A 25,471-nucleotide genomic window follows, 5' to 3' on the forward strand; every position below is an offset into this window, starting at 1 on the left:
GTCAGTCATACCGCTATCGCGAGCAGGCTCGCTCCCACAGGTACAGCGTCCGCAACTGGAATCGGGTCGCCTCATTTAAGAGCTTTCGCGCCCACGCCACTGGCGCTATCCTTGATTCATCCCAATTGCCCCAGGGCGGCTAAATACGACCTTGAACGCACCCATAGAACCACATCGTTTCATCCTCGAGCCTTTTGAAGCTCGTCGCTTCGCCAATCTGTGCGGGCAATTCGACGAGCATTTGCGCTTGATCGAACAGCGCCTGACCATCGAGATCCGCAATCGCGGAAACCAGTTCGAGCTGATCGGCGAACCCAAACACACCACCTCCGCGGAAAACCTCCTGCGCCGCCTGTACCGGGAAACCAAGGGTACCGAGCTGTCGCCGGACATGGTTCACCTGTTCCTGCAGGAATCGGCCGTCGAACAGCTGGACAACCACACCCCCGCAGAACCGTCCGTAGCCCTGCGCACCAAGAAAGGCATGATTCGCCCCCGCGGTTTGAATCAGGTGCGCTACGTGAAGGAAATCCTCGGTAACGACATCAATTTTGGCATCGGTCCGGCCGGTACCGGCAAGACCTATCTGGCCGTGGCTTGCGCGGTCGATGCACTGGAGCGCGAGCAGATCCGCCGCATCCTGTTGGTGCGTCCGGCGGTCGAAGCGGGTGAAAAACTCGGCTTCCTGCCCGGCGACCTCGCACAAAAAATCGACCCGTACCTGCGCCCGCTCTACGACGCGCTCTACGAAATGCTCGGTTTCGAATACGTCGCCAAGCTGATCGAACGCCAGGTGATCGAAGTCGCGCCGCTGGCCTACATGCGCGGCCGTACGTTGAACAACAGCTTCATCATTCTCGACGAAAGCCAGAACACCACGGTCGAGCAGATGAAAATGTTCCTGACCCGGATCGGCTTCGGCTCCACGGCCGTCATCACCGGGGACATCACCCAGGTCGACCTGCCACGCGGCACCAAGTCCGGGCTGCACCACGTGATTGAAGTGCTCAAGGAAGTGCCGGGAATCAGCTTCACCCATTTCCAGCCCAAGGACGTCGTGCGCCATCCACTGGTGCAACGGATTGTCGAAGCCTATGAGCGCTTCGAAACTAAAGTGGCCGATGATGCAGCCGCCAAGGATAGCCGCCGCGATGCTTGAGCTTGACCTGCAAATCGCCACCCAAGCCCCCGCCCCCAGCGAAGCCGAATTCCACCAGTGGTGCGAACTGGCCTTGCGCCAGCGCACCGCCGACTCGGAAATGACCATTCGTCTGGTCGACGAAGCCGAAGGCCGCGAGCTGAACCACACCTGGCGACAAAAGGATTACGCAACTAACGTCTTGTCATTCCCGGCCGATGTGCCGGATGAGTTCCTCGACATCCCGCTGCTGGGCGATCTGGTGATCTGCGTGGCCGTGGTCGAGCGCGAAGCCGCTGAACAGGGCAAGGAGCTCAAGGCCCATTGGGCACACCTGGTGATTCACGGCTGCTTGCATCTGCTCGGTTACGACCATATTGATGACGACGAAGCCGAAGAGATGGAAGCACTGGAACGAACGTTGCTTGCAGAACTGGGCTTTCCCGATCCGTACGCGGACGACGAAACCGATTTATCCCCTACCGAAACAACAAAGGATTCAGAGTAATCGCTATGAGCGAAGATCGATCGAGCAACGGGCAGAAGTCATGGCTGGGTAAGCTCACCCAGGCTTTTGCCCACGAGCCGAAAAACCGCCAGGAGCTGCTGGAGCTGCTGCGCGATGCACACCAGAACAAACTGCTGGACAGCGAAGCGCTGGCCATCGTCGAAGGCGCCATCCAGGTGGCTGACTTGCAGGTTCGGGACATCATGGTCCCGCGCTCGCAAATGGTCAGCATCAAGGCGACCCAGACACCCCGCGAGTTCCTGCCAGCCGTGGTCGACTCGGCCCACTCCCGCTACCCGGTGATCGGCGAAAGCCACGATGACGTGATGGGCGTGTTGCTGGCCAAGGACTTGTTGCCGTTGATCCTCAAGGAGAACGGCGACAACTTCAACATCAAGGACCTGCTGCGCCCGGCCACCTTCGTGCCGGAATCCAAGCGCCTTAACGTGCTGCTCCGCGAATTCCGTGCCAACCACAATCACATGGCCATCGTCATCGACGAGTACGGCGGCGTGGCAGGCCTGGTGACCATCGAAGACGTGCTGGAGCAAATCGTCGGCGACATCGAAGACGAGCACGACGTCGAAGAAGACAGCTACATCAAGCCGCTGCCCAGCGGTGATTTCCTGATCAAGGCCCTGACACCGATCGAGAACTTCAACGATTTTTTCGACAGCGAGTTCTCCGACGATGAGTTCGACACCGTTGGCGGCCTGGTGATGAGTGCGTTCGGGCATTTGCCAAAACGTAACGAAATCACTGAAATCGGCCCGTATCGCTTCCGCATCCTGAACGCCGACAGCCGTCGGATTCACTTGCTTCGCCTGACGCCCATTGCTCGCTAAGGATTGAAATGCGCTGGACAACCCGCCCCGGCTGGCCCGGTAACCTGCTGGCCGTGGCGGCCGGTGCAATCACCACTCTGGCCCTGGCGCCGTTCGATATCTGGATACTGGCACTGCTCGCCGTCGGCCTGTTCTATGCCGGCTTGCGCGAACTGAGCCCACGCCAGGCGCTGGGTCGCGGCTGGTGTTTCGGTTTCGGCCTGTTCGGTGCCGGCACCAGCTGGATCTACTACAGCATTCACCACTTCGGCGGCGCGTCGATGCTGCTGGCCGGCTTCCTGATGCTGATCTTCACAGCGGCGATTGCCTGGTTCTTTGCCTTGCCAGCCTGGATTTGGGCGCGCTGGCTGCGGCGCAATGAGGCACCACTGGCCGACGCGCTGGCCTTTGCGGCGCTATGGGTTGGCCAGGAAGCTTTCCGTGGCTGGTTCCTGACAGGTTTCCCGTGGCTGTATTCCGGCTACAGCCAGCTCGATGGCCCGCTGGCCGGGCTTGCTCCCATCGGCGGGATGTGGCTGATTTCCTTTACCCTGGCCCTGACAGCTGCGCTGATCCACAACGGCTTGCGCCTGGTTCGCACAGGGCGTAAAGGCTTCATCGCTGCCGGTGCATTGCTGCTGGTCGGGCCATGGCTGGTCGGTATGGCCCTCAAACATCATGCCTGGACCAGCCCGTCGGGCCCGCCACTGAGCGTCGCCGCCATTCAGGGCAACGTCGAACAAAGCATGAAGTGGGACCCGGCGCAGCTCAACGCACAACTGGCGTTGTACCGCGACATGAGTTTCAGCTCCAGGCGAGCCGACCTTCTCATTTGGCCGGAAACGGCGATTCCGGTGCTCAAGGAGTCCGCCGAGGGCTACCTGAACATGATGGGCAACTTCGCGGCCGAACGTAAATCGGCGTTCATTACTGGTGTCCCGGTGCGCATGGAAGTACGCCACGAGAAGCGTTTCTTCAATGGCATCACCGCTACCGGTGAAGGCGACGGCACTTACCTGAAGCAAAAACTGGTGCCGTTTGGTGAATATGTTCCCTTGCAGGACATGTTGCGCGGACTGATCGCTTTCTTCGACCTGCCAATGTCGGACTTCGCTCGCGGCCCGGCCGACCAGCCGCTGCTGCAAGCCAAGGGTTATCAGATCGCGCCGTTCATCTGCTATGAAGTGGTTTATCCGGAGTTCGCCGCCAGCCTTGCCGCTCGCAGCGACCTGCTGCTGACCATCAGTAACGACACCTGGTTCGGTACCTCCATCGGCCCCCTGCAACACCTGCAGATGGCGCAGATGCGTGCACTGGAGGCCGGCCGCTGGATGATCCGCGCCACCAACAACGGCGTATCCGGCCTGATCAACCCGTTCGGTCAGATTACCGATCAGATCCCACAGTTCGAACGCGGCATCCTGTATGGCGAAGTGGTGCCGATGCATAACCTGACGCCATACCTGGAATGGCGTTCGTGGCCATTGCTGATTCTCTGCGTGTTGTTGTTCGGTTGGGCGCTGATTGCGAGCCGGATGGCCAAGACCGTCTGAACTGACACCGCATAAACCTGTAGGAGCCGGCTTGCCGGCGAAAGCTATGGTCGCCGTAACATCGCTTTCGCTGGCAAGCCAGCTCCTACAGGGCGCGGGCAACCATTCGGTTATCGGTAAAACAACGAATAACCGATCTGCCCCACCGCCTCGTTCATCAATTGCCCGTTCTGCCAGATCGCCTTGAACTCTGGCATCCAGCCACCCAGTGGCCGCGCGTTGTCGCCTCCCAGAAAGCCTACCGGCGCCGGCACCACCTCAAACCCGGCCTTGCGGAAACTCCAGACCGCTCGTGGCATATGCCAGGCCTGAGTCACGAGCACCACACGTTTGACGCCCTGTGGCAGCAACACTTCGGCGCTGAACTGCGCATTTTCCCAGGTCGTGCGGCTGCGCCCTTCCTGCCAGCGCACGCTCACGCCAAAATCGTCACGCAAGGAGTCAGCCATCATCTGCGCCTCACTGGGCGGCGTGCCGTAATGCAAGCCGCCGCTGGTCAGCACGGGCAGGCCAGAAGCCTTGGCCAGTCGCGCGGCAAAGCGCTGGCGCTCCAGGCCGACGCCCGTGGGCTGGTCGGCGCCCCAGGCCACATCACCGCGCTCGCGCCCTGAGCCAAGGATCACGATCGCATCCGCACGCTGCCCCAGGACTGCCCATTCATCGCGGGTCAGCGGTGGCTCCCGCTCGAGCAGGCCGGCACTCCACTGCACCACCACCGGCAGGCTCATCAGCCAGAAGCCCCCCAGGCCCAGCGCAAAGCACGCACCGGCAAGCCTTGGCCTGGATCGGCGCCACCACCAGGCAAGCAAAAGCAGCAGCAATAGAATGCCGGGTGGCAAAAGAAGTTGTTTTACGAAATAACGAAAAGGCATTGAGCATCTCCCGGAGATGCCCGAAGCCTAAGTGGGTTGGCGTAATGCGACAATCATTACGCAAGGACTATATTTCAAAAATGCATCGAGCAAGGCTCTGTGCCCTATTTGAACTGGAAAGACCGGACCTTTACCGCGTCTCTGCCGGGAACCTTGTCCTTGAGCCAGATGATCTTGGCCGAACGCGGTACGTCGAGTTGCTTTACCGCCTCTGACAAGCATCCGTGTATCTCACGCTCACTGCGATCCAGATACGCCTTGACCAGTGCAAACTCTGCGGGGCTCAGACCACGCAGTTCCAGTTCCAGAGGGTGTTCGTCGCGCAACCGGCCAGCGGTCCTTGCCGCATCCAGGGCCAAGGCCAAACGATCGATCAGCCTTTCGTACAGCTCCGGTTTTGTAGCTTTTTGCTGAGACTCAACCATCCCTCACCTCATTGGAAGATAAGACCTACTCCCCAGTTAGAGCTTAGCTTCCATGAACAAACCGGCTGAACGCCGCGACCAACGGCCCTCGCAGCGGTTTTTGCAGGATGTGCGGCCGCAATCAGGGTTTCCCTCGGTAGAGCGCGGTCATGTATGCTACGGCGCTTCCTGTAACTCCACTTCCAGCTCGGCTGGGCCTCGAAAACGCCAATGTGGCGTGTTCACCGTCCAGCGTTGCATTGAAGAGGATTAGGCCACCCCTATTCAGTTCAAAAGTAGCCATGCACGAACAATATCAGCCCCGTGAAATCGAAGCCGCCGCCCAGTCGTTCTGGGACGAGCAAAAGTCCTTTGAAGTCAGTGAACAGCCAGGCAAGGAGACTTACTACTGCCTGTCGATGTTCCCTTACCCCAGCGGCAAGCTACACATGGGGCACGTGCGCAACTACACCATCGGCGACGTGATCTCCCGCTACCAGCGCATGCAAGGCAAGAACGTTCTGCAACCCATGGGTTGGGACGCCTTCGGCATGCCGGCGGAAAACGCCGCGATGAAGAACAACGTAGCGCCCGCCAAGTGGACCTACGAAAACATCGCCTACATGAAGACCCAGCTGCGCAGCCTGGGCCTGGCGGTGGACTGGTCGCGCGAAGTGACCACCTGCAAGCCGGATTACTACCGCTGGGAACAATGGCTGTTCACCCGCCTGTTCGAAAAAGGTGTGATCTACAAAAAAAGCGGCACCGTGAACTGGGACCCGATCGACCAGACCGTCCTGGCCAACGAGCAAGTGATCGACGGTCGCGGCTGGCGCTCCGGCGCGCTGATCGAAAAGCGCGAAATCCCGATGTACTACTTCAAGATCACCGCCTACGCGGATGAGCTGCTGGAGAGCCTCGACGACCTGCCGGGCTGGCCTGAACAGGTCAAGACCATGCAGCGCAACTGGATCGGCAAATCCCGCGGCATGGAAGTGCAGTTCCCGTACAACGTCGATTCCATCGGCGAAGCGGGCGTGCTGAAAGTCTTCACCACCCGTCCGGACACCCTCATGGGCGCGACCTACGTCGCCGTGGCCGCCGAACACCACCTCGCCACCCTGGCCGCACAGAACAATCCTGAGCTGCAAGCGTTCATCGCTGAATGCAAGGGCGGCAGCGTGGCTGAAGCCGACGTCGCCACCCAGGAGAAAAAAGGCCTGCCGACCGGCCTGTTCGTCGAGCACCCGCTGACCGGCGAAAAACTGCCGGTATGGGTCGCCAACTATGTGCTGATGCACTACGGCGATGGCGCGGTGATGGCAGTTCCGGCCCACGACGAGCGCGATTTCGAGTTCGCCCACAAGTACAACCTGCCGGTTAAATCGGTCGTGCGCACCAGTTCCGGTGACAGCAACCCTACGCCATGGCAAGACGCCTACGGCGAGTACGGCACGCTGATCAATTCCGGCGAGTTCGACGGCCTCGACTTCGCGGGCGCCTTCGACGCCATCGAAGTGGCGCTGATCAAGAAAGAACTGGGCGCCTCGCGCACCCAGTTCCGCCTGCGCGACTGGGGCATCAGCCGTCAGCGCTACTGGGGCTGCCCGATCCCGATCATCCACTGCAACACCTGCGGTGATGTGCCGGTACCGGAAGATCAATTGCCCGTCGTACTTCCGGAAGACGTGGTGCCGGACGGCGCCGGTTCGCCACTGGCGCGCATGCCTGAGTTCTACGAGTGCAGCTGCCCTAAATGTGGCCAGCCTGCCAAGCGTGAAACCGACACCATGGACACCTTCGTCGAGTCGTCGTGGTACTACGCCCGCTACGCCTCGCCGCACTTTGAAGGTGGCCTCGTGGAAAAATCCGCAGCCGACCACTGGCTGCCGGTGGATCAGTACATCGGCGGTATCGAACACGCGATCCTGCACCTGCTCTACGCGCGCTTCTTCCACAAACTGATGCGTGACGAAGGCCTGGTGAGCTCCAACGAGCCATTCAAGAACCTGCTGACCCAGGGCATGGTGATCGCCGAGACTTACTATCGTCGCGAAGCCAATGGCGCTTACACCTGGTTCAACCCGGCGGACGTCGAGCTTGAGCGTGACAGCAAGGCCAAGGTTATCAGCGCCAAGTTGAAAGCTGACGGCTTGCCGGTGGAAATCGGCGGCACCGAGAAGATGGCCAAGTCGAAGAACAACGGCGTCGACCCACAGTCGATGATCGACCAGTTCGGTGCAGACACTTGCCGCCTGTTCATGATGTTCGCCTCGCCGCCTGACATGAGCGCGGAATGGTCCGACTCCGGTGTGGAAGGCTCGCACCGCTTCCTCAAGCGTGTCTGGCGTCTGGCTCAAGCCCACGTCGCTCAAGGCCTGCCGGGCAAACTGGACGTCGCCAGCCTGAATGACGAGCAGAAAGCCGTTCGTCGTTCGATCCACCTGGCCATCAAGCAGGCCAGCCAGGACGTCGGCCAGAACCACAAATTCAACACCGCCATCGCCCAGGTGATGACACTGATGAACGTGCTGGAAAAAGCCGCGCAAGTCACCGAGCAGGATCGCGCACTGATTCACGAAGGTCTGGAAACCGTGACCCTGCTGCTGGCTCCGATCACGCCGCACATCAGCCACGAACTGTGGAATCAATTGGGTCACGCTGATCCGGTGATCGACGCCGGTTGGCCGGCGCAGGACGACAGCGCACTGGTGCAGGACAGCCTGACGCTCGTCATCCAGGTCAACGGCAAGCTGCGTGGCCAGATCGAAATGCCCGCCAGTGCCAGCCGCGAAGAAATCGAAGCAGCAGCCCGCGCCAACGAGAACGTCCTGCGCTTCGTCGACGGCCTGACCATCCGTAAAGTGATCGTAGTGCCTGGGAAACTGGTCAATATCGTCGCCAGCTAATTGGATCAGGCGCCAGGTGAGCCTGGCGCCGAATAAAACCTTTCGGGCCGCTTGAGCGGCCCACATGGTTTCAAGGGGAGCAACAAGATGATCAAACGCAATCTGCTGGTGATGGGCCTCGCGGTTCTGTTGAGCGCCTGCGGTTTCCAGCTGCGCGGCACCGGCACCGACGAACTGGCGATCAAGGAACTCGACCTGAGTGCCCGCAACGCTTACGGCCCAACCGTGACCCAGTTGCGTCAGACACTGGAAGGCAGCGGCGTCAAGGTCTATAACGGCGCACCTTACAAACTGGTGCTGACCAATGAGCAGGAAAGCCAACGCATCCTCAGCTACGCAGGTGCCGGTCGTGCTGGCGAATACCAGGTGACCACCGTGTTGAACTACGACATCCTTGGTCGCGGTGACCTGCCACTGATGAGCGACAAGCTTGAAGTGCAGAAAATCTACATGCACGACGGCAACAACCTGGTGGGCTCCGACCAGGAAGCCGCAACGGCCCGGACAGAAGCCCGCCGCGAGCTGGTTCAACGCATGATGCTGCGCCTGCAACAACTGAGCCCTGGCCAACTGGATCAGTTGCAGCAGACTGCCGAAGCCAAGGCCAAGGCTGATGCCGCAGCACTGGAAGCGGCAAAGAAGGCTGAAGCGGACACCCCGCGTCAGTCGCCTGTCGAACTGCCGCAGCAGTAAGACTTACGGGGTGCTCAGGCGCCCCGTTCGACCTCTCTTATGAAGCTCGCCCCCGCCCAACTCGCCAAACACCTGCAAGGCGCCCTTGCGCCGATCTACATCATCAGCGGCGATGACCCGTTGTTGTGCCAGGAGGCGGCCGACGCTGTTCGCACTGCCGCCCGTCAGCAGGGATTCGATGAACGCCAGGTGTTTGCCGCCGACGCCAGTTTCGACTGGGGAACGCTGCTGCAAGCCGGTGCCAGCATGTCGCTGTTCGCCGAAAAGCGCCTGCTGGAACTGCGCTTGCCCTCTGGCAAACCCGGCGACAAAGGTGCCGCCGCGCTGATCGAGTACTGCTCGCGCCCGGCTGACGACACCGTACTGCTGATCAGCCTGCCGAAACTCGATGGCAGTGCGCAGAAAACCAAGTGGGGCAAAGCGCTGGTCGAAGGGCAACAGACCCAGTTCGTGCAGATCTGGCCAGTCGATGTCGCCCAGTTGCCAAGCTGGATCCGCCAACGTTTGTCCCAGGCCGGGCTTTCCGCCAGCCAGGACGCCGTTGAGCTGATCGCGGCGCGGGTCGAGGGCAATTTGCTGGCCGCCGCCCAGGAAATCGAAAAGCTCAAGCTGATGGCCGAAGGGGGTCAGATCACCGTTGAAACCGTGCAGGCGGCGGTGGCCGACAGTGCGCGCTTCGACGTCTTTGGCCTGACCGATGCGGTGCTCAATGGTGAAGCGGCCCATGCGTTGCGCATGCTCGAAGGCTTGCGTGGTGAAGGCGTCGAGCCGCCGGTGATTCTCTGGGCCCTGGCCCGGGAGTTGCGCCTGCTGGCCAACATTTCGCTGCAATACAGCCAGGGTACGCCGCTGGACAAGGCCTTCAGCCAGGCCAAACCTCCGGTCTGGGACAAGCGCAAACCGTTGATAAGCAAAGCCCTGCAACGCTACTCGGCACAACGCTGGGCGCAACTTTTGCTCGAAGCACAGCGTATCGATGCCCAGATCAAGGGCCAGGCGGCCGGTTCGCCGTGGATGAGTCTGAGCCGATTGACGTTGTTGATGGCTGGGCAGCGCCTGACGTTACCTGCCGAGTAAGGCTTTCTGTGGCGAGGGGGCTTGCCCCCGTTCGGCGGCGAAGCCGTCGTAAAGTCGAACTACATGGTTTATCTGCACGACCGCGTGCGCCGATTATGGGTGCGCTTCGCGCCCCAACGGGGGCAAGCCCCCTCGCCACAAACAACCGCCTCCCGACCAAGATGGGTGAAAAATCCTACGCAATACAGGACTAGACAGCCCCTCAACTTCGGCCGATGATTTGCCCCGCAAAAACCACTCACTTGCGAGGCATCATCATGAGCAAAAAGCCATCGAAGCATGGCCCCAACAAGGCCAAATCCATCATCGCCCAGCCATTGTTCCGCAGCCGCCAGGAACGCCCCGCCAAGGGCAAAGGCAGCTACCGCCGCGAAGCCTTCCAGTCTGACAGCTGGGAGGCTTCTTACTTTCTGGCTGCGTAAAGCAGAACACCCCTTTGACATGGTAAGGTCTGTACCTGATCCGTATTCCCTGGACCCGTGCATGCCCTTTTGTCTTTCCCGTCGTTGGCACTTACGCCAATTGATTGCTGCCTCCAGCCTCGTTTTGCTAGTCGCCTGCGCGGAAAAACCCACCGCCGCCGACGCCCAGCCGCTTCAGACCCTCCCTGTCGCCACCGCCCCGGCGGTTGTTCCGCCTGTGGTTGCGAACGGTGAAAACCTCGACATCCAACCCACCCAGACCTTCGCCGAATGGCAGGCGGGTTTCCGCAAGGATGCCTTGGCTGCCGGGATCCGCGCCGATCTGTTTGATCGCGCTTTCGCCGATGTCAGCTTCGACCCCAGTGTGATTCGTGCTGATCGCAGCCAACCGGAATTCGCAAAACCGGTGTGGGAATACCTCGACGGCGCCTTGTCGCCGCTGCGTGTACGCAAAGGCCAGTCGCTGGTCAACCAGTACGCCGACATCCTGCAAAGCATCGAGCAGCGTTACGGCGTTGATCGTCAAGCGCTGGTGGCCGTGTGGGGCATGGAAAGCAACTTTGGCCAGTTCCAGGGCAGCAAGTCGGTGATCAACTCACTGGCGACCCTGGCCTACGAAGGCCGTCGCCCCGCTTTCGCCCACGCACAATTGATTGCCGCCCTGCAAATCCTGCAACAAGGCGATATCGAACCCGAGAAGATGCTCGGATCCTGGGCCGGTGCCATGGGCCAGACCCAGTTCATCCCGACCACCTACAACACCCATGCCGTGGACTTCGATGGCGACGGACGCCGCGATATCTGGGGCAGCTCGGCCGATGCCCTGGCCTCGACTGCGCATTACCTGCAGAGCTCAGGCTGGCAGAAAGGCCAGCCGTGGGGCTTCGAAGTGCAGTTGCCAGGTGGGTTCAACTACGTGCTGGCCGACGGCACTACTCGCAAGAGCGTCGCCGAATGGCGGCAACTGGGAATTACCCTGCCCAATGGTGGCCAGGTCCCGGCCGGCTCCGAGCAATTGTCCGCGGCCCTGCTGCTGCCGGCCGGTTACCGTGGCCCGGCGTTCCTGGTGCTCGATAACTTCCGGGCGATCCTCAAGTACAACAACTCGTCGTCCTACGCCTTGGGGGTGAGCCTGTTGTCCGAACGCTTCAATGGCGCGGGACTGATCAGCGGCACGTGGCCAAAGGATGACCTGCCACTGAGCCGTACCGAGCGGATCGAGCTGCAAAACCTGCTGAGCACACAAAACTACGATGCTGGCACCGCCGACGGGATCATTGGCGCCAACACGCGCAAGGCGATCCGCAGCGCCCAACAGTCATTTGGCTGGCCGGCGGATGGGTACCCGACGCACAAATTGCTGGAAGGGTTGCGTAACCGCTAAAAGCTTCGCGAGCAGGCTCGCTCCCACACTGGTTTTGTGTCGTTCACAGAACTGATGTGGGAGCGAGCCTGCTCGCGAAGACTGACTAACAGGCGATAAAAATCTAGCGTCTGACGACCACATCCTGCTCCAGCACCAATTCCTTGTTCCCCGCATCCAGTCTGACCAACGCCCCCATGGGCAACGTCAGGTTCGGGTCGCAATGCCCACTGCGCCACCCGGACAGCACCGGAATCTTCAATGGCTCGAAGGTCTGCTTGAGCAACCTGTCCAGCGCTGCCACCTCAACCCCCGCCACATCCCCGACCAACACGCCGCGCAGCTTGTGCAACGTGCCAGCCAGCCGCAGGTGTGTCAGCAACCGGTCGATGCGATACAGCGGCTCGTTGATGTCCTCGATCAACAGAATGACGCCCTCGGCGTCAATCTCGTAAGGCGTGCCCATGGTCGCGGCGATCATGGCCAGATTGCCTCCGAGCAAGCGCCCATGAGCCACGCCAGGCTCGATCGTGGTCAGCGGGTAGGCTATCGGATGAGCCAGCACTGTTCCCGCCCTCACCTGCCCACGCAGCATGTTGAAGAAGGAAGACTCCGTAGGTATTTGCTTGCCACCCAGCAGGTCGGCATTGAGCATCGGACCATGAAAGGTCACGAAGCCGGCATAACGACTGATCGCCAAATGCAGCGCAGTGATGTCGCTGTAGCCGACGAACGGCTTGGCATTGTCACGCAGCAAATCAAAATCGATGCGGTCGAGCAGCCGGGGCGCGCCGTAACCTCCACGCAGGCAGATGATGGCATCCACCTCCCTATCGGCGAACGCTGCATGCAGATCGCCGAGTCGCACCTCGTCGCTACCGGCCAGGTAGCCGTTTTTTTCGTAGACCCCGGGAAACACTTTCAGTGAATAACCCCGGGCGCGCATCCATTGCACCGCCTTGTCGGTGTCCAGCGGCGCGGGACCGGCAGGTGCGATGACGCCGATCATGCCTTCCGACGGCAGTGCCGGGACGGGAGCATGGGGGCAAAGGGTATGGGTCGGTCGAGCGGTCATCCGTGAATCTCCCTGCGTGAAATCTTCAGCACACAGTAGTCAGGAACGGGGACAAACAGAAGAGGAACCGTTGCCCCGCAGGTTGCAGGAAAAAACAGCCATTGCCATCGGCCAGGCAAAAAAACGCCCGCGAGGCTGGGTGCCGTGCGGGCGCTTTTCATTTCATTGCGTCGATCAGGACGACATAAGCTCGGCCTTGACCAGCTTGGCTTGCTCGTCAGCGTGATACGAAGAACGTACCAACGGACCGGACGCCACGTTCTTGAAGCCCATCTTGTAGCCTTCCTCGGCGAACCAGGCGAAGGTGTCCGGGTGCACGAAGCGCTGCACCGGCAAGTGGCTGCGGGACGGTTGCAGGTACTGGCCGAGGGTCAGCATGTCGATGTCGTGCTCGCGCATGCGCTTCATGACTTCGATGACTTCTTCGTCGGTCTCGCCCAGGCCCAGCATCAAACCGGACTTGGTCGGAATGTGCGGCATCATCTGCTTGAAACGTTGCAGCAGGGTCAGCGACCACTGGTAGTCCGAGCCCGGACGTGCGGCCTTGTACAGGCGCGGCACGGTTTCCAGGTTGTGGTTGAATACATCCGGTGGCTCGGCGGCGGTGATTTCCAGCGCGATGTCCATGCGGCCACGGTAGTCCGGGACCAGGGTTTCGAGCTGGACGTTCGGCGACAGCTTGCGGATTTCGCGGATGCAGTCGGCAAAGTGCTGGGCACCGCCGTCACGCAGGTCATCACGGTCCACCGAGGTGATCACCACGTACTTGAGTTTCAGGTCGGCGATGGCGATGGCCAGGCTTTCCGGTTCGTTGACGTCCAGTGGCTTCGGACGGCCGTGGCCGACGTCGCAGAACGGGCAACGACGAGTGCAGATGTCGCCCATGATCATGAAGGTCGCGGTGCCGCCGGAGAAGCACTCGCCCAGGTTCGGGCAGGACGCCTCTTCGCACACGCTGTGCAGCTTGTGCTTGCGCAGCAGGGCCTTGATGCGGTCGACTTCCGGTGAAACCGGGATGCGGACACGAATCCAGTCCGGCTTTTTCGGCAATTCCGTAGTCGGAATGATCTTCACCGGGATGCGTGCAACCTTTTCGGCGCCGCGCAGCTTGACGCCGGCTTCTACCTTGGGACGCGGGGCCGGGCGCTCGGTGACATCGAGCGTCGGGATCATGGTTTGCACTGCATCAGTAGTCATATCAGTCGATTCCGCCCGTCAGGGTCGTCTGCTCAGCATAGTCGAGGTGTTTGACGAGCTGCGCGCGCAGCCGGGCACTTACCTCGGCAAATTCAATCGGTCCTGCGTGATCGCTCAGCTGGGTCATCGCCAGCCCGGCGTAGCCGCAGGGATTAATCCGTCGAAACGGTTCCAGGTTCATGTCCACGTTCAGGGCCAGGCCATGAAAGGAGCAGCCATGGCGGATCCGCAGACCCAGCGAGGCGATTTTCGCCCCGTCGACGTAGACACCCGGTGCATCGGGTTTGGCCACGGCGGTGACGCCGTAACTGGCCAGCAGCTCGATCAGGCACTGCTCCATCCGGCTGACCAGATCGCGCACACCAAACCCGAGCTTGCGCACGTCCAGCAGCAGATAAGCCACCAACTGGCCAGGCCCGTGGTAAGTCACCTGACCACCACGGTCGACCTGCACCACCGGAATATCACCGGGAAGCAGCAAATGTTCGGCCTTGCCCGCCTGGCCCTGGGTGAACACCGGTGGATGCTCTACCAGCCAGATCTCGTCGGCGGCATCGCTGCCGCGTTCGTTGGTGAAGCGTTGCATGGCATGCCAGACCGGCTCGTAAGCCATCTGGCCGAGCTCGCGAAAGCCCAGCGTGCCAGACATCACAACACCATGTGCACGAAACCGGTGGCCCGCAGTTCGCTGTTGATGTTGTACAGCTGGTCCTGGTCGGTCGCGACGATGTGCAACTGGATGGTAGTGTATTTGCCGTTGCTGCTCTGGCGCTCGTCAACACGCTCGTCGTTGATCTTGGCGTGTTTCTCGACGATCTTGATGATCTTGTCCTTGTTGCCCACACCGGTATCGCTGATTACCTTAACGGGATAGTCAGTGACCGGGAATTCGATCTTTGGCGCCTTTACTTCGGTATCGGTCATGGCGTAACGGCCTCGTAAGCCGTGGCGACGGGCATGGCTGCGCGCCAGATCAGCGCGGAGCCATGCAGGTGCACACTAAATTCAGTTGAACAAGCCGTAGAAGAATAGACGGATGCTATCCCACATGCGGCGGAAGATACCACCTTCCTCGACAGCGTCCAGAGCGATCAGATCAGCGCTGTGCACCACCTTGTCGTCCAGTTTCACTTCGACTTTACCGATCACGTCGCCCTTGGCGATTGGCGCGACCAGTTGCGGGCTCATGGTCATGCTGGCAGCGAGCTTTTTCAGCTGGCCTTTGGGCAGGGTCATGGTCAGGTCTTCAGCCAGGCCAGCCTTGACCTGGTTCGTGGAACCCTTCCAGACCGGCGCCTGGGCCAGTTCGGCGCCCTTCTGATAGAAGGTCTGGGTTTCGAAGAAGCGGAAACCGTAGGTCAGCAGCTTCTGGGTTTCTGCGGCACGAGCCACTTCGCTGTTGGTGCCGAACACCACGGCGATCAGGCGCATGCCATCACGTACGGCCGAAGACACCATGCAGTAGCCGGCTTCGTCGGTGTGACCGGTTTTCAGGCCGTCGACGGTCTTGTCGCGCCACAGCAGCAGGTTACGGTTCGGTTGCTTGATGCCGTTCCAGAAGAACTCTTTCTGCGAGTAGATCGCGTAGTGAGCCGGGTCTTCGTGGATGATCGCGCGGGCCAGCACAGCCATGTCGTGAGCCGACGAATAGTGCTCAGGGTTCGGCAGGCCGGTCGGGTTCATGAAGTGGGTGTTGGTCATGCCCAGGTCGGCGACGGTCTTGTTCATCAGGTCGGCGAAAGCGTCTTCGCTGCCGGCGATGTGCTCGGAGAGCGCGACGCTGGCGTCGTTGCCCGACTGGATGATGATGCCGTGCAGCAGGTCGCTGACGGTGACTTGCGAGCCCACTTTGATGAACATCCGCGAACCGCCGGTGCGCCAGGCGTTCTCGCTGACGGTCACCGGATCGTTTTCGCCGATCTGGCCACGACGGATTTCCAGGGTCGCGATGTACGCGGTCATCAGCTTGGTCAAGCTGGCCGGCGGCAGACGCTGGTCACCATTGTTCTCGACCAGCACGTTGCCACTGCTGGCATCCATGAGCACGTAGGCCTTGGCAGCCAGTTGCGGTGGCGACGGCATCATCTCGACCGCGAACGCGGCAGGTGAGAGGAGCAGCGGGACTAACAGGAACAGGCGTTTGGCAAAGGTGGTGATGTTCATCCGTCTCTCGAAATCGCTAATGGAAACTGCCCGAAGGCAAAATTTAATCAGATGACTTTCTAACGAGTCATCGCGTGTTCAGTTGCTCACTCCAGTCACCCTTGCCGGGCTTTTGTTCTTCGACGAGTCAACAACCTGGTTCGCCCCCCAATACCGCAGACGAACCGCCAATCAAGTTCTACGTATTTCTGCGTGGCTTACTCGGTCACAACACTTGGCGAACCGAGGTTGGCCAGGCGCACACTGTTCTGCACCTGCTGGATTTCACCCGGCGAGCCGATCGGGCCCAGGCGAACCCGATGCAGGGTCTGCTGATTGCGCACGATCGAACTGATGAACACCGGAGCGCTCACCATCCCGCTGAGCTTCGATCTCAGGAGTTCTGCAGCGTCCGGGTTGGCGAACGCGCCCACCTGCAGATACTGGCCAGAGGCTGATGCAGAAGCGTTTTTTTTTGCATCAAGCTGTACAGGTACCACCGCAGCGGCATGTTGCTGCGGCGGCGGCGTCCATTGCTCGACGGTGCCAGCCGACGCCGTGATCACCGGGGCGCTATTCTGCGCGACTTTCGGTTCATTGAGCATTAATGGTGCCGGACGGCCTTTGGCAGCCCACCATTGCTGCGGGTCGATGCCTTCGACCTTGACCCGTGCGGTGCCGGTCTCGGCATAACCGAGCTTTTTGGCCGCCGCGTAGGACAAGTCGATGATCCGGTCCGAATAGAATGGCCCGCGATCGTTGACCCGCAGAATCACGCTCTTGTTGTTGTCCAGGTTGGTTACCCGAACGTAACTCGGCAGTGGCAATGTCTTGTGCGCGGCACTCATGCCGTACAGGTCATACACTTCGCCGTTGGCGGTGTTCTGACCGTGGAACTTGGTGCCGTACCAGGACGCCGTGCCCGACTGCACGTAGGTCTTGGACTCTTGCAGCGGAAAGTAAGTCTTGCCCAGCACAGTGTACGGGTTAGCCTTGTACGGGCCGGTGTGCAGGGTCGGCGTGGCATCCGGGATGCGCGAAACATCGACATCCCACCATGGCGCGCCATCCTTGTGGGCGCGGTTGATGTCCAGCCCCGGCGTCGAGCGCACGGCGGCGGTGGACTTCTGGGCCGGCGCGCGGCTGGTCGAACAACTGGCGACCAACACAGCCAACGCGGCGAATGCCATCAACTTCAGGGGTTTATTGATAGGCAATGCCCGCATTACTTGACGCCCCGTGCTTGGACCAGCTGTTCAGACAGTTGATGTACGGCCATGGCGTACATCACGCTGCGGTTATAACGCGTGATCGCGTAAAAATTCTTCAGGCCCATCCAGTACTCGGAGCCATTGTCGCCTTCCAGGCGGAAAGCGGTAACCGGCATATCATCGCGCAGCGCATCATGACTTGACCACCCCAGGGCTCGCAACTCCCCGACTGTTTTCGTCGGTTCGATGCCTGCGGTCAAACCCTCGTCGACCTGATCGCCACGGACATCGGCACGGCTGACCACCGGTTCGCCGGCGCCCCAGCCATGACGCTTGAAGTAGCTGGCGACGCTACCAATGGCATCGTCGGGGTTGGTCCAGATGTTGATGTGGCCATCACCGTCGAAATCCACCGCATAGGCGCGGAAACTGCTCGGCATGAATTGCGGCAACCCCATTGCGCCGGCGTAAGAGCCCTTGAGCGTCAACGGATCGACCTGCTCTTCGCGGGCCAACAGCAGGAACTCACGCAACTCCTTGCGGAAAAACTCGGCACGGGGAGGATAGTCGAAACCCAGGGTCGACAAGGCATCGATCACCCGGAAATTTCCGGTATTACGGCCGAAAAAGGTTTCAACGCCGATGATCGAGACTATCACCTGGGCCGGAACGCCGTATTCCTGCTCCGCACGGGCCAACACCGCTTCGTGCTGACGCCAGAAATCCACACCCCGGGCTACGCGCGCATCGGTGATGAACATCGGGCGATATTCGCTCCACTGCTTGACCCGTTCGGCGGGTTTCGAGATGGCGTCCAGAATCGACTGCTTGCGCTCGGCTTCACGGAACACACCCATCAATTGTTCACCGGCGAAACCATAGTCGCGGGTCATTTCACCGACGAATTCGGCCACCTGGGGTGAGCCTTCGTAGTCGCCGGCCAACGCTTCCTGCATGGTGCCAAGGATGCTTACCAGGCCGACCCATGGCGCATACCGAGTCGCCCAGCCACGCATTACTTGCATTGAAAGTTTCACCTTATTCAAACCTGTGCGATCCACTTGCGATGGGTATGGATCGACATCAAAACCCCAAACGCTGACAGCAGCGTCACCAGCGAAGTTCCTCCGTAGCTAATGAACGGCAACGGCACCCCCACCACCGGCAACAGGCCACTGACCATACCGATGTTGACGAAAACATAAACAAAAAACGTCATGGTCAGGCTGCCCGCGAGCAACTTGCCGAACAATGTCTGCGCCTGGGCGGTAATCACCAGTCCGCGGCCGATCAACAGCAGGTAGATCAGCAGCAGCGCGCAGATCCCCACCAGGCCGAATTCTTCACCCATTACTGCAATGATGAAGTCGGTGTGGCTTTCCGGCAGGAAGTCCAGGTGCGACTGGGTGCCCAGCAACCAGCCCTTGCCGAACACTCCGCCGGAGCCGATGGCGGCCTTGGACTGGATGATGTTCCAGCCTGTACCGAGCGGATCGCTCTCCGGGTCGAGGAACGTCAGAATCCGCTGCTTCTGGTAGTCGTGCATGATGAAGAACCACATGGCAACCGCCAAGGGCACGGCGGCGGCCAGTACGCTGAGGATCCAGCGCCAGCGCAAGCCACCCATGAACAGCACGAAAGCGCCGCCGGCCAGGATCAGCAGCGAAGTGCCGAGGTCCGGTTGACGCACGATCAGAATGAACGGCACGCCGATCAGCATCAGGCTGACGCCCACATGCTTGAGCTGGGGCGGCAAGGTGCGTTTGGACAAGTACCAGGCGATCGTCGCCGGCATCAGGATTTTCATGAATTCCGAGGGCTGGAAGCGGATCACCCCGGGAATGTTGATCCAGCGGGTGGCGCCCATGGCGTTGTGGCCCATGATGTCCACCACCAGCAACAGCATTACCCCGACCACGTAGCCCAGCGGCACCCAGCGCGCCATGAAGCGCGGCTCGAACTGGGCGATGACGATCATCGACACCAGGCCGATGCCGAACGAAGTGGCTTGCTTGCCCAGCAGATCCCAGCTTTTGCCACTGGCCGAATACAGCACGAACAAGCTGCCGGCGGCGAGGGTCAGCAGCAAGATCAACAATGGGCCGTCGATGTGCAGACGTTGCAGCAGCGTCGCACGGCGACGCATCACATCCTCGCTGGAGAGCATGCGATCGAAGTTATTCATCACGGGCGGTAGCCTCTGCACTGATAGGGCTGGCGTATTCGGGCTTCAACCGACCGTCCTGGTCCAGGAGCCAGGCATCCATGACTTGACGCACCACTGGCGCGGCGACGCCGGAGCCGGACTCGCCGTTCTCGACCATCACCGACACCACGATTTTCGGGTCGTCGGCCGGCGCGAAGCCGACGAACAAGGCGTGGTCACGGTGACGCTCCTGGACCTTGGAGCGGTCGTACTTTTCACCCTGCTTGATCGCGACCACCTGGGCCGTACCCGACTTGCCGGCGATTCGGTATTGCGCGCCGATCGAGGCCTTGCGCGCCGTACCCCGGGCACCATGCATAACCTGTTGCATGCCGTGGTTGACCTTGGCCCAGTCCGACGGGTCGCGCAGGATGATGTCCGGCATCGGGTTAGGGTCCACCGGCTTCTGGCCTTCGATGGTCCTGGCCAAGTGCGGACGATTCCAGATGCCTTTGTTGGCCACCAGTGCAGTGGCCTGGGCCAGTTGCAACGGGGTCGATTGCATGTAGCCCTGACCGATCCCCAGAATCAGCGTTTCACCCGGGAACCAAGCCTGACGGCGGGTCGCACGCTTCCATTCGCGGGTCGGCATCAACCCCGGCGACTCTTCGAACATGTCCAGAGAGACCTTCTGACCGATACCGAACTTGCTCAAGTACGACGACAGCCTATCGATGCCCAGCTTGTGGGCCAGGTCATAGAAGTAGGTGTCGTTGGAGCGCATGATCGCGGTATCGAGATCGACGAAGCCGTCGCCAGTCCGGTTCCAGTTGCGGTACTTGTGATCGTAGTTGGGCAGCATGTAGTAACCGGGGTCGAACACTCGGGTCGAAGCGGTCACCACACCGGAATCCAGGCCGGCAATCGCCACCGCCGGCTTGATGGTCGAGCCCGGCGGATACAGGCCACGCAGCACGCGGTTGAACAACGGCCGGTCGATGGAATCGCGCAGCTCGGAATAGGCCCTGGAGCTGATGCCGGTGACGAACAGGTTCGGGTCGAAACTCGGCTGACTGACCATCGCCAGCACTTCACCGGTTTTCGGGTCCAGCGCTACCACCGCACCACGACGACCACCGAGCGCAGCTTCGGCGGCTTCCTGCAATTTGATGTCCAGGCTCAGGACGATGTCCTTGCCGGGAATCGGATCGGTACGCTTGAGCACGCGCAGTACGCGGCCCCGGGCGTTGGTCTCGACTTCCTCGTAACCCACCTGGCCATGCAATTCAGGCTCGTAGAAACGCTCGATGCCGGTTTTGCCAATTTGATGGGTGCCGCTGTAACTCACCGGATCCAGGATCTTCAGCTCTTTCTCGTTGATCCGCCCCATGTAGCCCACCGAGTGCGCAAAGTGCGCGCCCTGCGGGTAGTGACGAACCAATTGCGCGACCACTTCCACACCCGGCAGGCGGAACTGGTTCACGGCGATGCGCGCAATCTGCTCTTCGGTCAGTTCAAACAGGATAGGCACCGGTTCGAACGGCCGGCGACCCTGACGCATGCGCTTCTCGAAGATCACCCGGTCCTCGGGCGTCAGTTCCAGCACTTCGACGATCACGTCGAGCACCTGCTGCCAGTCGCCGGAACGCTCGCGGGTCATGCTCAGGCTGAAACTCGGCCGGTTATCGGCAATCACTACGCCATTGCGGTCGAAAATCAAGCCACGGGGCGGCGGAATCGGCTGCACATGGACGCGGTTGTTTTCCGACAGGGTCGAGTGGTACTCGTACTGGATCACCTGCAGGAAATACAGGCGCGCGATCAGCACGCCAATCAGCACCACCACTGCAATGGCCCCAAACACGACGCGGCCACGCACCAGACGGGCGTCTTTTTCGTGGTCCTTGATGCGGATCGGCTGGGACATGAGGGCAGAGCTACTTGTGGTAAGGGTGACCGGACAGCACGGTCCAGGCACGGTACAACTGTTCGCCGATCAGGATCCGCACCAGCGGGTGCGGCAAGGTCAGCGGCGACAACGACCAGCGCTGGTCAGCCCGCGCACAGACTTCCGGCGCCAGCCCTTCGGGGCCGCCGACCATGAAGTTGACCGTACGCGAGTCCAGCCGCCAGCGGTCGAGCTCGACCGCCAGTTGCTCGGTGCTCCAGGGCTTGCCGTGGACTTCGAGAGTGACAATCCGCTCGTTCGGCCCGACCTTGGCCAGCATGGCTTCGCCTTCCTGACGGATGAAACGGGCCACGTCAGCGTTCTTGCCGCGGGTATTGAGCGGTATTTCCACCAGTTCCAGCGCCAGCTCGGACGGAAGACGCTTGGCATATTCATGCCAGCCTTCTTCCACCCATTTGGGCATGCGTGAACCGACGGCGATCAGTCGCAGTCGCACAGCAGTCCCTTATTCCTGGTCTTTGTTGAGCTTGTTGAAGTGCTCGTGACCAACTTCAGGGCTGTGGTGCTTGCCATCGGCTGCACGGCTCTGCTCGGCACCTTTCCACAGGCGCTCCAGGTCGTAGAACTGGCGTGCATTGGAAGTCATCATGTGGACGATCACGTCATCCATGTCCAGCAGAACCCAGTCGCTGTCGCCCTTGCCTTCTTCACCCAGCGGCTTGATGCCCAGGGCTTTGACGGCCTCGCGGACCTTGTCCAGCATCGCGCCGATCTGGCGGTTGGACGTACCGGTGGCGATGATCATGTAGTCGGTGATGCTCTGTTTGTCGCGAACATCGATGACCAGCACGTCCTGGGCCTTGACGTCTTCCAGGGCGGCTACGGCGATCTTGACCAGTTCGTCGCCTTTAGGCGGCTCGGCAGCGAGTACCTTTTCCGGCAGCGGGGCACTCTTGAACGTGCCTTTGCGCTTAACTTTGTTTACGTCGTTGTTCGTCATATAAAACTCGTTTTGCTCGTATGTTCGGGTGCTTCAATACACGTTGTTGCTACGTGCCTTGAGGCACTCCTATTCAGTTCGACGCACGGTAGAGTCCGTGCGCATCGATGTAGGCCAGGACCGCGTCGGGCACCAGGAAACGTACCGACTTACCGCTGGCCAGCAGTTGACGGATCTGGGTGGCGGATACCGCGAGCGGTGTCTGCCAGACGAATGCAATCTGTCCGCTCGGCCCCTTGAGGGCCAGCGGGTCGCTCACCGAGCGCGCTGCCAGCAGGTTGCGCAAGGCATCCGGCGGTTCGCTGTCGGCATCCGGGCGTTGCAACACCAGGATATGGCAATGCTGGAGCAACTCTTCCCAGCGGTGCCAAGTGGGCAGGCCGCAAAAAGCGTCCCAGCCCAAAAGCAGAAAAACCTGGTCATCTGCGGCCAGTTCGGCGCGCATCAGCTCCAGGGTATCAATGGTGTAGGACGGTTTGTCCCGCCGCAATTCGCGGGCGTCCACCACCAACGGCGCCACACCGGCCACCGCACACTCGACCATCGCCAGTCGGTCTTTGGCTGACACCTGCGGCGTATCCCGATGGGGCGGCCTGGCACTGGGTGTCAGTCGCAGTTCATCGAGCGCCAGTGTTTCGGCGACTTCCAGCGCACCGCGCAAATGGCCGATGTGCACCGGGTCGAACGTTCCGCCCAGCACGCCAATGCGGCGAGGGGCTGGCTCGCTGGCGGTGACCGGGACTGACGGGTCTAAGTCGCCCAAGTCAGGCCGGCTCCTGTCCGCGCAACTGCCCGTCGCCGACCACGATGTACTTCTCGCAGGTCAGTCCTTCGAGGCCCACCGGGCCGCGGGCGTGCAGCTTATCAGTAGAAATGCCGATCTCGGCACCCAATCCGTATTCGAAGCCATCGGCGAAGCACGTCGGGGTATTGATCATCACCGACGAGGAGTCGACTTCAGCCACGAAACGCCGGGTGTCGCCCTGGTGTTCGCTGACAATCGAATCGGTGTGATGGGAACCGTAGTGGTTGATGTGCTCGATAGCCTGGTCCATTGCGTCGACTACACGGATCGACAGAATCGGCGCCAGGTACTCGGTGCTCCAGTCTTCTTCAGTGGCGACCACGGCATCGATGATTGCCCGGGTACGTTCACAACCGCGCAGTTCGACGCCTTTTTCGCGGAACTGCGCCGCCATCGCCGGCAGGAAATCCCTGGCGACGGTTTGATCCACCAGCAGCGTTTCCATGGCACCGCAGATGCCGTAACGGTAAGTCTTGGCGTTGAACGCAATGCGCTGGGCCTTGGCCAGGTCGGCGTGTTCACTCACGTAAACGTGGCAAATGCCGTCCAGGTGCTTGATCACCGGTACGCGGGCGTCACGGCTGACACGTTCGATCAGGCCACGACCGCCGCGCGGCACGATGACATCGACGTATTCAGGCATGGTGATCAGCGCGCCGACGGCTGCGCGATCGGTGGTTTCGACCACTTGCACCACGGCGGCCGGCAGACCGGCCTCGGCCAGGCCACGCTGGATGCAGGCGGCGATGGCACGATTGGAATGAATCGCCTCGGAACCGCCACGCAGGATGGTCGCGTTACCGGACTTCAGGCACAGACTCGCGGCATCGATGGTCACGTTCGGCCGCGACTCGTAGATGATTCCAATCACGCCCAATGGCACGCGCATCTTGCCAACCTGAATACCGGACGGGCGGAAGCTCATGTCACGGATCGCGCCAACCGGGTCCGGCAGGGCTGCCACCTGCCGCAGGCCGACGATCATGCCGTCGATACGCTCCGGGGTCAGAGCCAGACGCTCAAGCAGGGCCGGCTCCAGACCATTGGCGCGACCGGCGGCCAAATCCAGCTCATTGGCCGCCGTCAGCTCGGCGCGGGCAGCATCCAGCGCATTGGCGGCGGCCTGCAGGGCGCGGTTTTTCTGCGCGGTGCTGGCGCGGCCGATCACGCGGGAAGCTTCGCGGGCAGCGCAACCCAGGCGGGTCATGTAGTCGAGAATGGACTCAGTCATGGTCTGGCGTGGTCTTTGATAAGGTCTTGGTAAAGAGTAAAGCGGCAGATTATAGCTGTCGCGTCCCGGGACTAACAGCGGTGACGGGCGGATGGTCGAAATGGAGGGCAATTTGCTGATGTTCAGCCGGAATTAAGCTGCAAATTGTTATCATCACGACTCAATCAGCCCTGATAAACGTCGTTCATCATGTCCAACCTGACTGTTCGAGCATCCGCTGCGAGCCCGCCCAAGGGTCTTCCGGACGCGTTTTTCGACCGCGACGCGCAAACTCTGGCTCGGGATTTACTGGGCAAAGTCATACGCCATCGGATCGGCGACCTGTGGCTCAGCGCCCGGATCATCGAGACCGAAGCCTATTACTGCGCGGAAAAAGGCAGCCACGCGTCCCTCGGCTACACAGAAAAGCGTAAGGCTTTGTTTCTGGATGGCGGCCACATCTATATGTATTACGCCCGGGGCGGTGATTCCCTTAATTTCAGCGCCCAAGGGCCCGGTAACGCCGTGCTGATCAAGTCCGCCTACCCGTGGGTCGATGAATTGAGCGGGCCCGCCAGCCTGGCACAGATGCTATTGAACAATCCCGACGCCCAGGGCCACCCTCGCCCGTCACAAAAACTCTGCGCCGGGCAAACCCTGCTCTGCAAGGCACTGGGCCTGAAAGTGCCGGTGTGGGACGCCAAACGCTTTGACCATGAAGTGCTGCTGGTGGAGCACGTCGGCCAGACGCCCGCCCATATCATCCAGACTACACGCCTGGGCATCCCCCACGGGCGCGATGAGCACCTGATGTACCGCTTCGTCGACGCTGCCTACGCGGCTTATTGCACGCGCAACCCGCTAAGACGGGGGCAGGTCGAGGATCGCGATTATTTTGTACTGACCTGACTGACAACCTCTAGGAGCTGGCTTGCCCGCGAAGGCGGCGTGTCAGGCAACGTCAATATCAACTGGAAGGGTCCCTTCGCGGGCAAGCCCGCTCCTACAGGGGT

Annotated in this window: 25 protein-coding genes; 10 read left to right on the plus strand and 15 right to left on the minus strand. The window is 60.9% G+C overall.

Annotation, left to right across the window (positions count from 1 at the left end; all coding sequences use genetic code 11):
* The first annotated feature begins 151 nt into the window (after positions 1–151).
* The 4 genes from ACM6IK_RS21675 to lnt are packed head-to-tail and all read left to right on the plus strand — an operon-like array spanning position 152 to position 4,023.
* Positions 152–1,159 (plus strand): PhoH family protein, encoded by a 1,008-nt coding sequence (locus tag ACM6IK_RS21675; RefSeq protein ID WP_414875938.1) that lies wholly within the window; start codon positions 152–154, stop codon positions 1,157–1,159.
* The gene (ybeY, locus tag ACM6IK_RS21680) at positions 1,152–1,646 is read left to right on the plus strand and encodes an rRNA maturation RNase YbeY (RefSeq protein WP_414875939.1); all 495 of its coding nucleotides are present in this window, start codon (positions 1,152–1,154) and stop codon (positions 1,644–1,646) included. Before ACM6IK_RS21675 ends, ybeY begins: the two co-directional genes overlap by 8 nt.
* 5 nt (positions 1,647–1,651) lie before the next feature.
* Positions 1,652–2,491 carry an HlyC/CorC family transporter gene (locus ACM6IK_RS21685; protein ID WP_108216352.1) on the plus strand — a complete coding sequence of 280 codons (840 nt, stop codon included), beginning with the start codon at positions 1,652–1,654 and terminating at the stop codon, positions 2,489–2,491.
* A gap of 8 nt (positions 2,492–2,499) precedes the next feature.
* On the plus strand, positions 2,500–4,023 hold the full coding sequence (gene lnt / locus ACM6IK_RS21690; RefSeq protein ID WP_414875940.1) for an apolipoprotein N-acyltransferase: 1,524 nt from the start codon (positions 2,500–2,502) through the stop codon (positions 4,021–4,023).
* A 110-nt stretch (positions 4,024–4,133) separates the two neighbouring features.
* Here lnt and ACM6IK_RS21695 read toward each other — a convergent pair whose 3' ends face one another.
* The gene (locus ACM6IK_RS21695) at positions 4,134–4,895 is read right to left on the minus strand and encodes a YdcF family protein (protein WP_414875941.1); all 762 of its coding nucleotides are present in this window, start codon (positions 4,893–4,895) and stop codon (positions 4,134–4,136) included.
* A gap of 104 nt (positions 4,896–4,999) precedes the next feature.
* The gene (locus ACM6IK_RS21700; RefSeq protein WP_414875942.1) at positions 5,000–5,320 is read right to left on the minus strand and encodes a hypothetical protein; all 321 of its coding nucleotides are present in this window, start codon (positions 5,318–5,320) and stop codon (positions 5,000–5,002) included.
* Positions 5,321–5,601: 281 nt separating this feature from the next.
* On the opposite strand from ACM6IK_RS21700, the gene leuS reads away from it, so the two are divergent.
* The 5 genes from leuS (at position 5,602) to ACM6IK_RS21725 (ending at position 11,784) form a co-directional block, all read left to right on the plus strand.
* Complete coding sequence (gene leuS, locus ACM6IK_RS21705; protein ID WP_414875943.1) at positions 5,602–8,208, plus strand: leucine--tRNA ligase; 2,607 nt, start codon at positions 5,602–5,604, stop codon at positions 8,206–8,208.
* An 87-nt stretch (positions 8,209–8,295) separates the two neighbouring features.
* The gene (lptE, locus tag ACM6IK_RS21710; RefSeq protein WP_414875944.1) at positions 8,296–8,901 is read left to right on the plus strand and encodes an LPS assembly lipoprotein LptE; all 606 of its coding nucleotides are present in this window, start codon (positions 8,296–8,298) and stop codon (positions 8,899–8,901) included.
* Positions 8,902–8,940: 39 nt separating this feature from the next.
* Positions 8,941–9,978, plus strand: coding sequence for a DNA polymerase III subunit delta (holA, locus tag ACM6IK_RS21715; RefSeq protein ID WP_414875945.1), 1,038 nt, complete (start codon positions 8,941–8,943; stop codon positions 9,976–9,978).
* A gap of 257 nt (positions 9,979–10,235) precedes the next feature.
* Positions 10,236–10,400: an alternative ribosome rescue factor ArfA gene (gene arfA, locus ACM6IK_RS21720; RefSeq protein WP_007990624.1), complete on the plus strand. Its 165-nt coding sequence runs from the start codon at positions 10,236–10,238 to the stop codon at positions 10,398–10,400.
* A 61-nt stretch (positions 10,401–10,461) separates the two neighbouring features.
* A complete protein-coding gene (locus ACM6IK_RS21725) occupies positions 10,462–11,784 on the plus strand; it encodes a lytic murein transglycosylase (protein ID WP_414875946.1) in 1,323 nt (440 codons plus the stop codon).
* 103 nt (positions 11,785–11,887) lie between these two features.
* On the opposite strand, the gene ACM6IK_RS21730 is transcribed toward ACM6IK_RS21725, so the two are convergent.
* From ACM6IK_RS21730 to ACM6IK_RS21790, 13 genes are all read right to left on the minus strand, one after another.
* Positions 11,888–12,838: a S66 peptidase family protein gene (locus tag ACM6IK_RS21730; RefSeq protein ID WP_414875947.1), complete on the minus strand. Its 951-nt coding sequence runs from the start codon at positions 12,836–12,838 to the stop codon at positions 11,888–11,890.
* A 174-nt stretch (positions 12,839–13,012) separates the two neighbouring features.
* Positions 13,013–14,011, minus strand: a complete 999-nt coding sequence (gene lipA, locus ACM6IK_RS21735; protein WP_162276382.1) for a lipoyl synthase — start codon at positions 14,009–14,011, stop codon at positions 13,013–13,015.
* 25 nt (positions 14,012–14,036) lie between these two features.
* Positions 14,037–14,684 (minus strand): lipoyl(octanoyl) transferase LipB, encoded by a 648-nt coding sequence (lipB, locus tag ACM6IK_RS21740; protein ID WP_414875948.1) that lies wholly within the window; start codon positions 14,682–14,684, stop codon positions 14,037–14,039.
* Positions 14,684–14,959 carry a DUF493 domain-containing protein gene (locus tag ACM6IK_RS21745; RefSeq protein ID WP_007990615.1) on the minus strand — a complete coding sequence of 92 codons (276 nt, stop codon included), beginning with the start codon at positions 14,957–14,959 and terminating at the stop codon, positions 14,684–14,686. Before ACM6IK_RS21745 ends, lipB begins: the two co-directional genes overlap by 1 nt.
* 81 nt (positions 14,960–15,040) lie before the next feature.
* Positions 15,041–16,198 (minus strand): D-alanyl-D-alanine carboxypeptidase family protein, encoded by a 1,158-nt coding sequence (locus ACM6IK_RS21750; protein WP_414875949.1) that lies wholly within the window; start codon positions 16,196–16,198, stop codon positions 15,041–15,043.
* A 197-nt stretch (positions 16,199–16,395) separates the two neighbouring features.
* A complete protein-coding gene (locus ACM6IK_RS21755; RefSeq protein ID WP_414875950.1) occupies positions 16,396–17,403 on the minus strand; it encodes a septal ring lytic transglycosylase RlpA family protein in 1,008 nt (335 codons plus the stop codon).
* Positions 17,403–18,413, minus strand: a complete 1,011-nt coding sequence (gene mltB / locus ACM6IK_RS21760) for a lytic murein transglycosylase B (protein ID WP_414875951.1) — start codon at positions 18,411–18,413, stop codon at positions 17,403–17,405. The genes ACM6IK_RS21755 and mltB overlap by 1 nt, the downstream gene beginning before the upstream one ends.
* Before the next feature lie 17 nt (positions 18,414–18,430).
* On the minus strand, positions 18,431–19,534 hold the full coding sequence (rodA, locus tag ACM6IK_RS21765; protein ID WP_414876079.1) for a rod shape-determining protein RodA: 1,104 nt from the start codon (positions 19,532–19,534) through the stop codon (positions 18,431–18,433).
* A 31-nt stretch (positions 19,535–19,565) separates the two neighbouring features.
* Positions 19,566–21,461 (minus strand): penicillin-binding protein 2, encoded by a 1,896-nt coding sequence (gene mrdA, locus ACM6IK_RS21770; protein WP_414875952.1) that lies wholly within the window; start codon positions 21,459–21,461, stop codon positions 19,566–19,568.
* A 10-nt stretch (positions 21,462–21,471) separates the two neighbouring features.
* Complete coding sequence (gene rlmH, locus ACM6IK_RS21775) at positions 21,472–21,939, minus strand: 23S rRNA (pseudouridine(1915)-N(3))-methyltransferase RlmH (RefSeq protein ID WP_003185785.1); 468 nt, start codon at positions 21,937–21,939, stop codon at positions 21,472–21,474.
* A 9-nt stretch (positions 21,940–21,948) separates the two neighbouring features.
* Positions 21,949–22,443, minus strand: coding sequence for a ribosome silencing factor (gene rsfS / locus ACM6IK_RS21780; protein WP_008022922.1), 495 nt, complete (start codon positions 22,441–22,443; stop codon positions 21,949–21,951).
* 73 nt (positions 22,444–22,516) lie between these two features.
* The gene (gene nadD, locus ACM6IK_RS21785) at positions 22,517–23,206 is read right to left on the minus strand and encodes a nicotinate-nucleotide adenylyltransferase (protein WP_414875953.1); all 690 of its coding nucleotides are present in this window, start codon (positions 23,204–23,206) and stop codon (positions 22,517–22,519) included.
* A gap of 1 nt (position 23,207) precedes the next feature.
* Positions 23,208–24,479, minus strand: coding sequence for a glutamate-5-semialdehyde dehydrogenase (locus ACM6IK_RS21790; protein WP_414875954.1), 1,272 nt, complete (start codon positions 24,477–24,479; stop codon positions 23,208–23,210).
* A 189-nt stretch (positions 24,480–24,668) separates the two neighbouring features.
* Here ACM6IK_RS21790 and ACM6IK_RS21795 point away from each other — a divergent pair, with 189 nt between their 5' ends.
* On the plus strand, positions 24,669–25,367 hold the full coding sequence (locus ACM6IK_RS21795) for a DNA-3-methyladenine glycosylase (RefSeq protein WP_414875955.1): 699 nt from the start codon (positions 24,669–24,671) through the stop codon (positions 25,365–25,367).
* The last annotated feature ends 104 nt before the right edge of the window (positions 25,368–25,471 follow it).

Source organism: Pseudomonas sp. IT-196MI5 (assembly GCF_949767415.1).
GTDB lineage: Bacteria > Pseudomonadota > Gammaproteobacteria > Pseudomonadales > Pseudomonadaceae > Aquipseudomonas.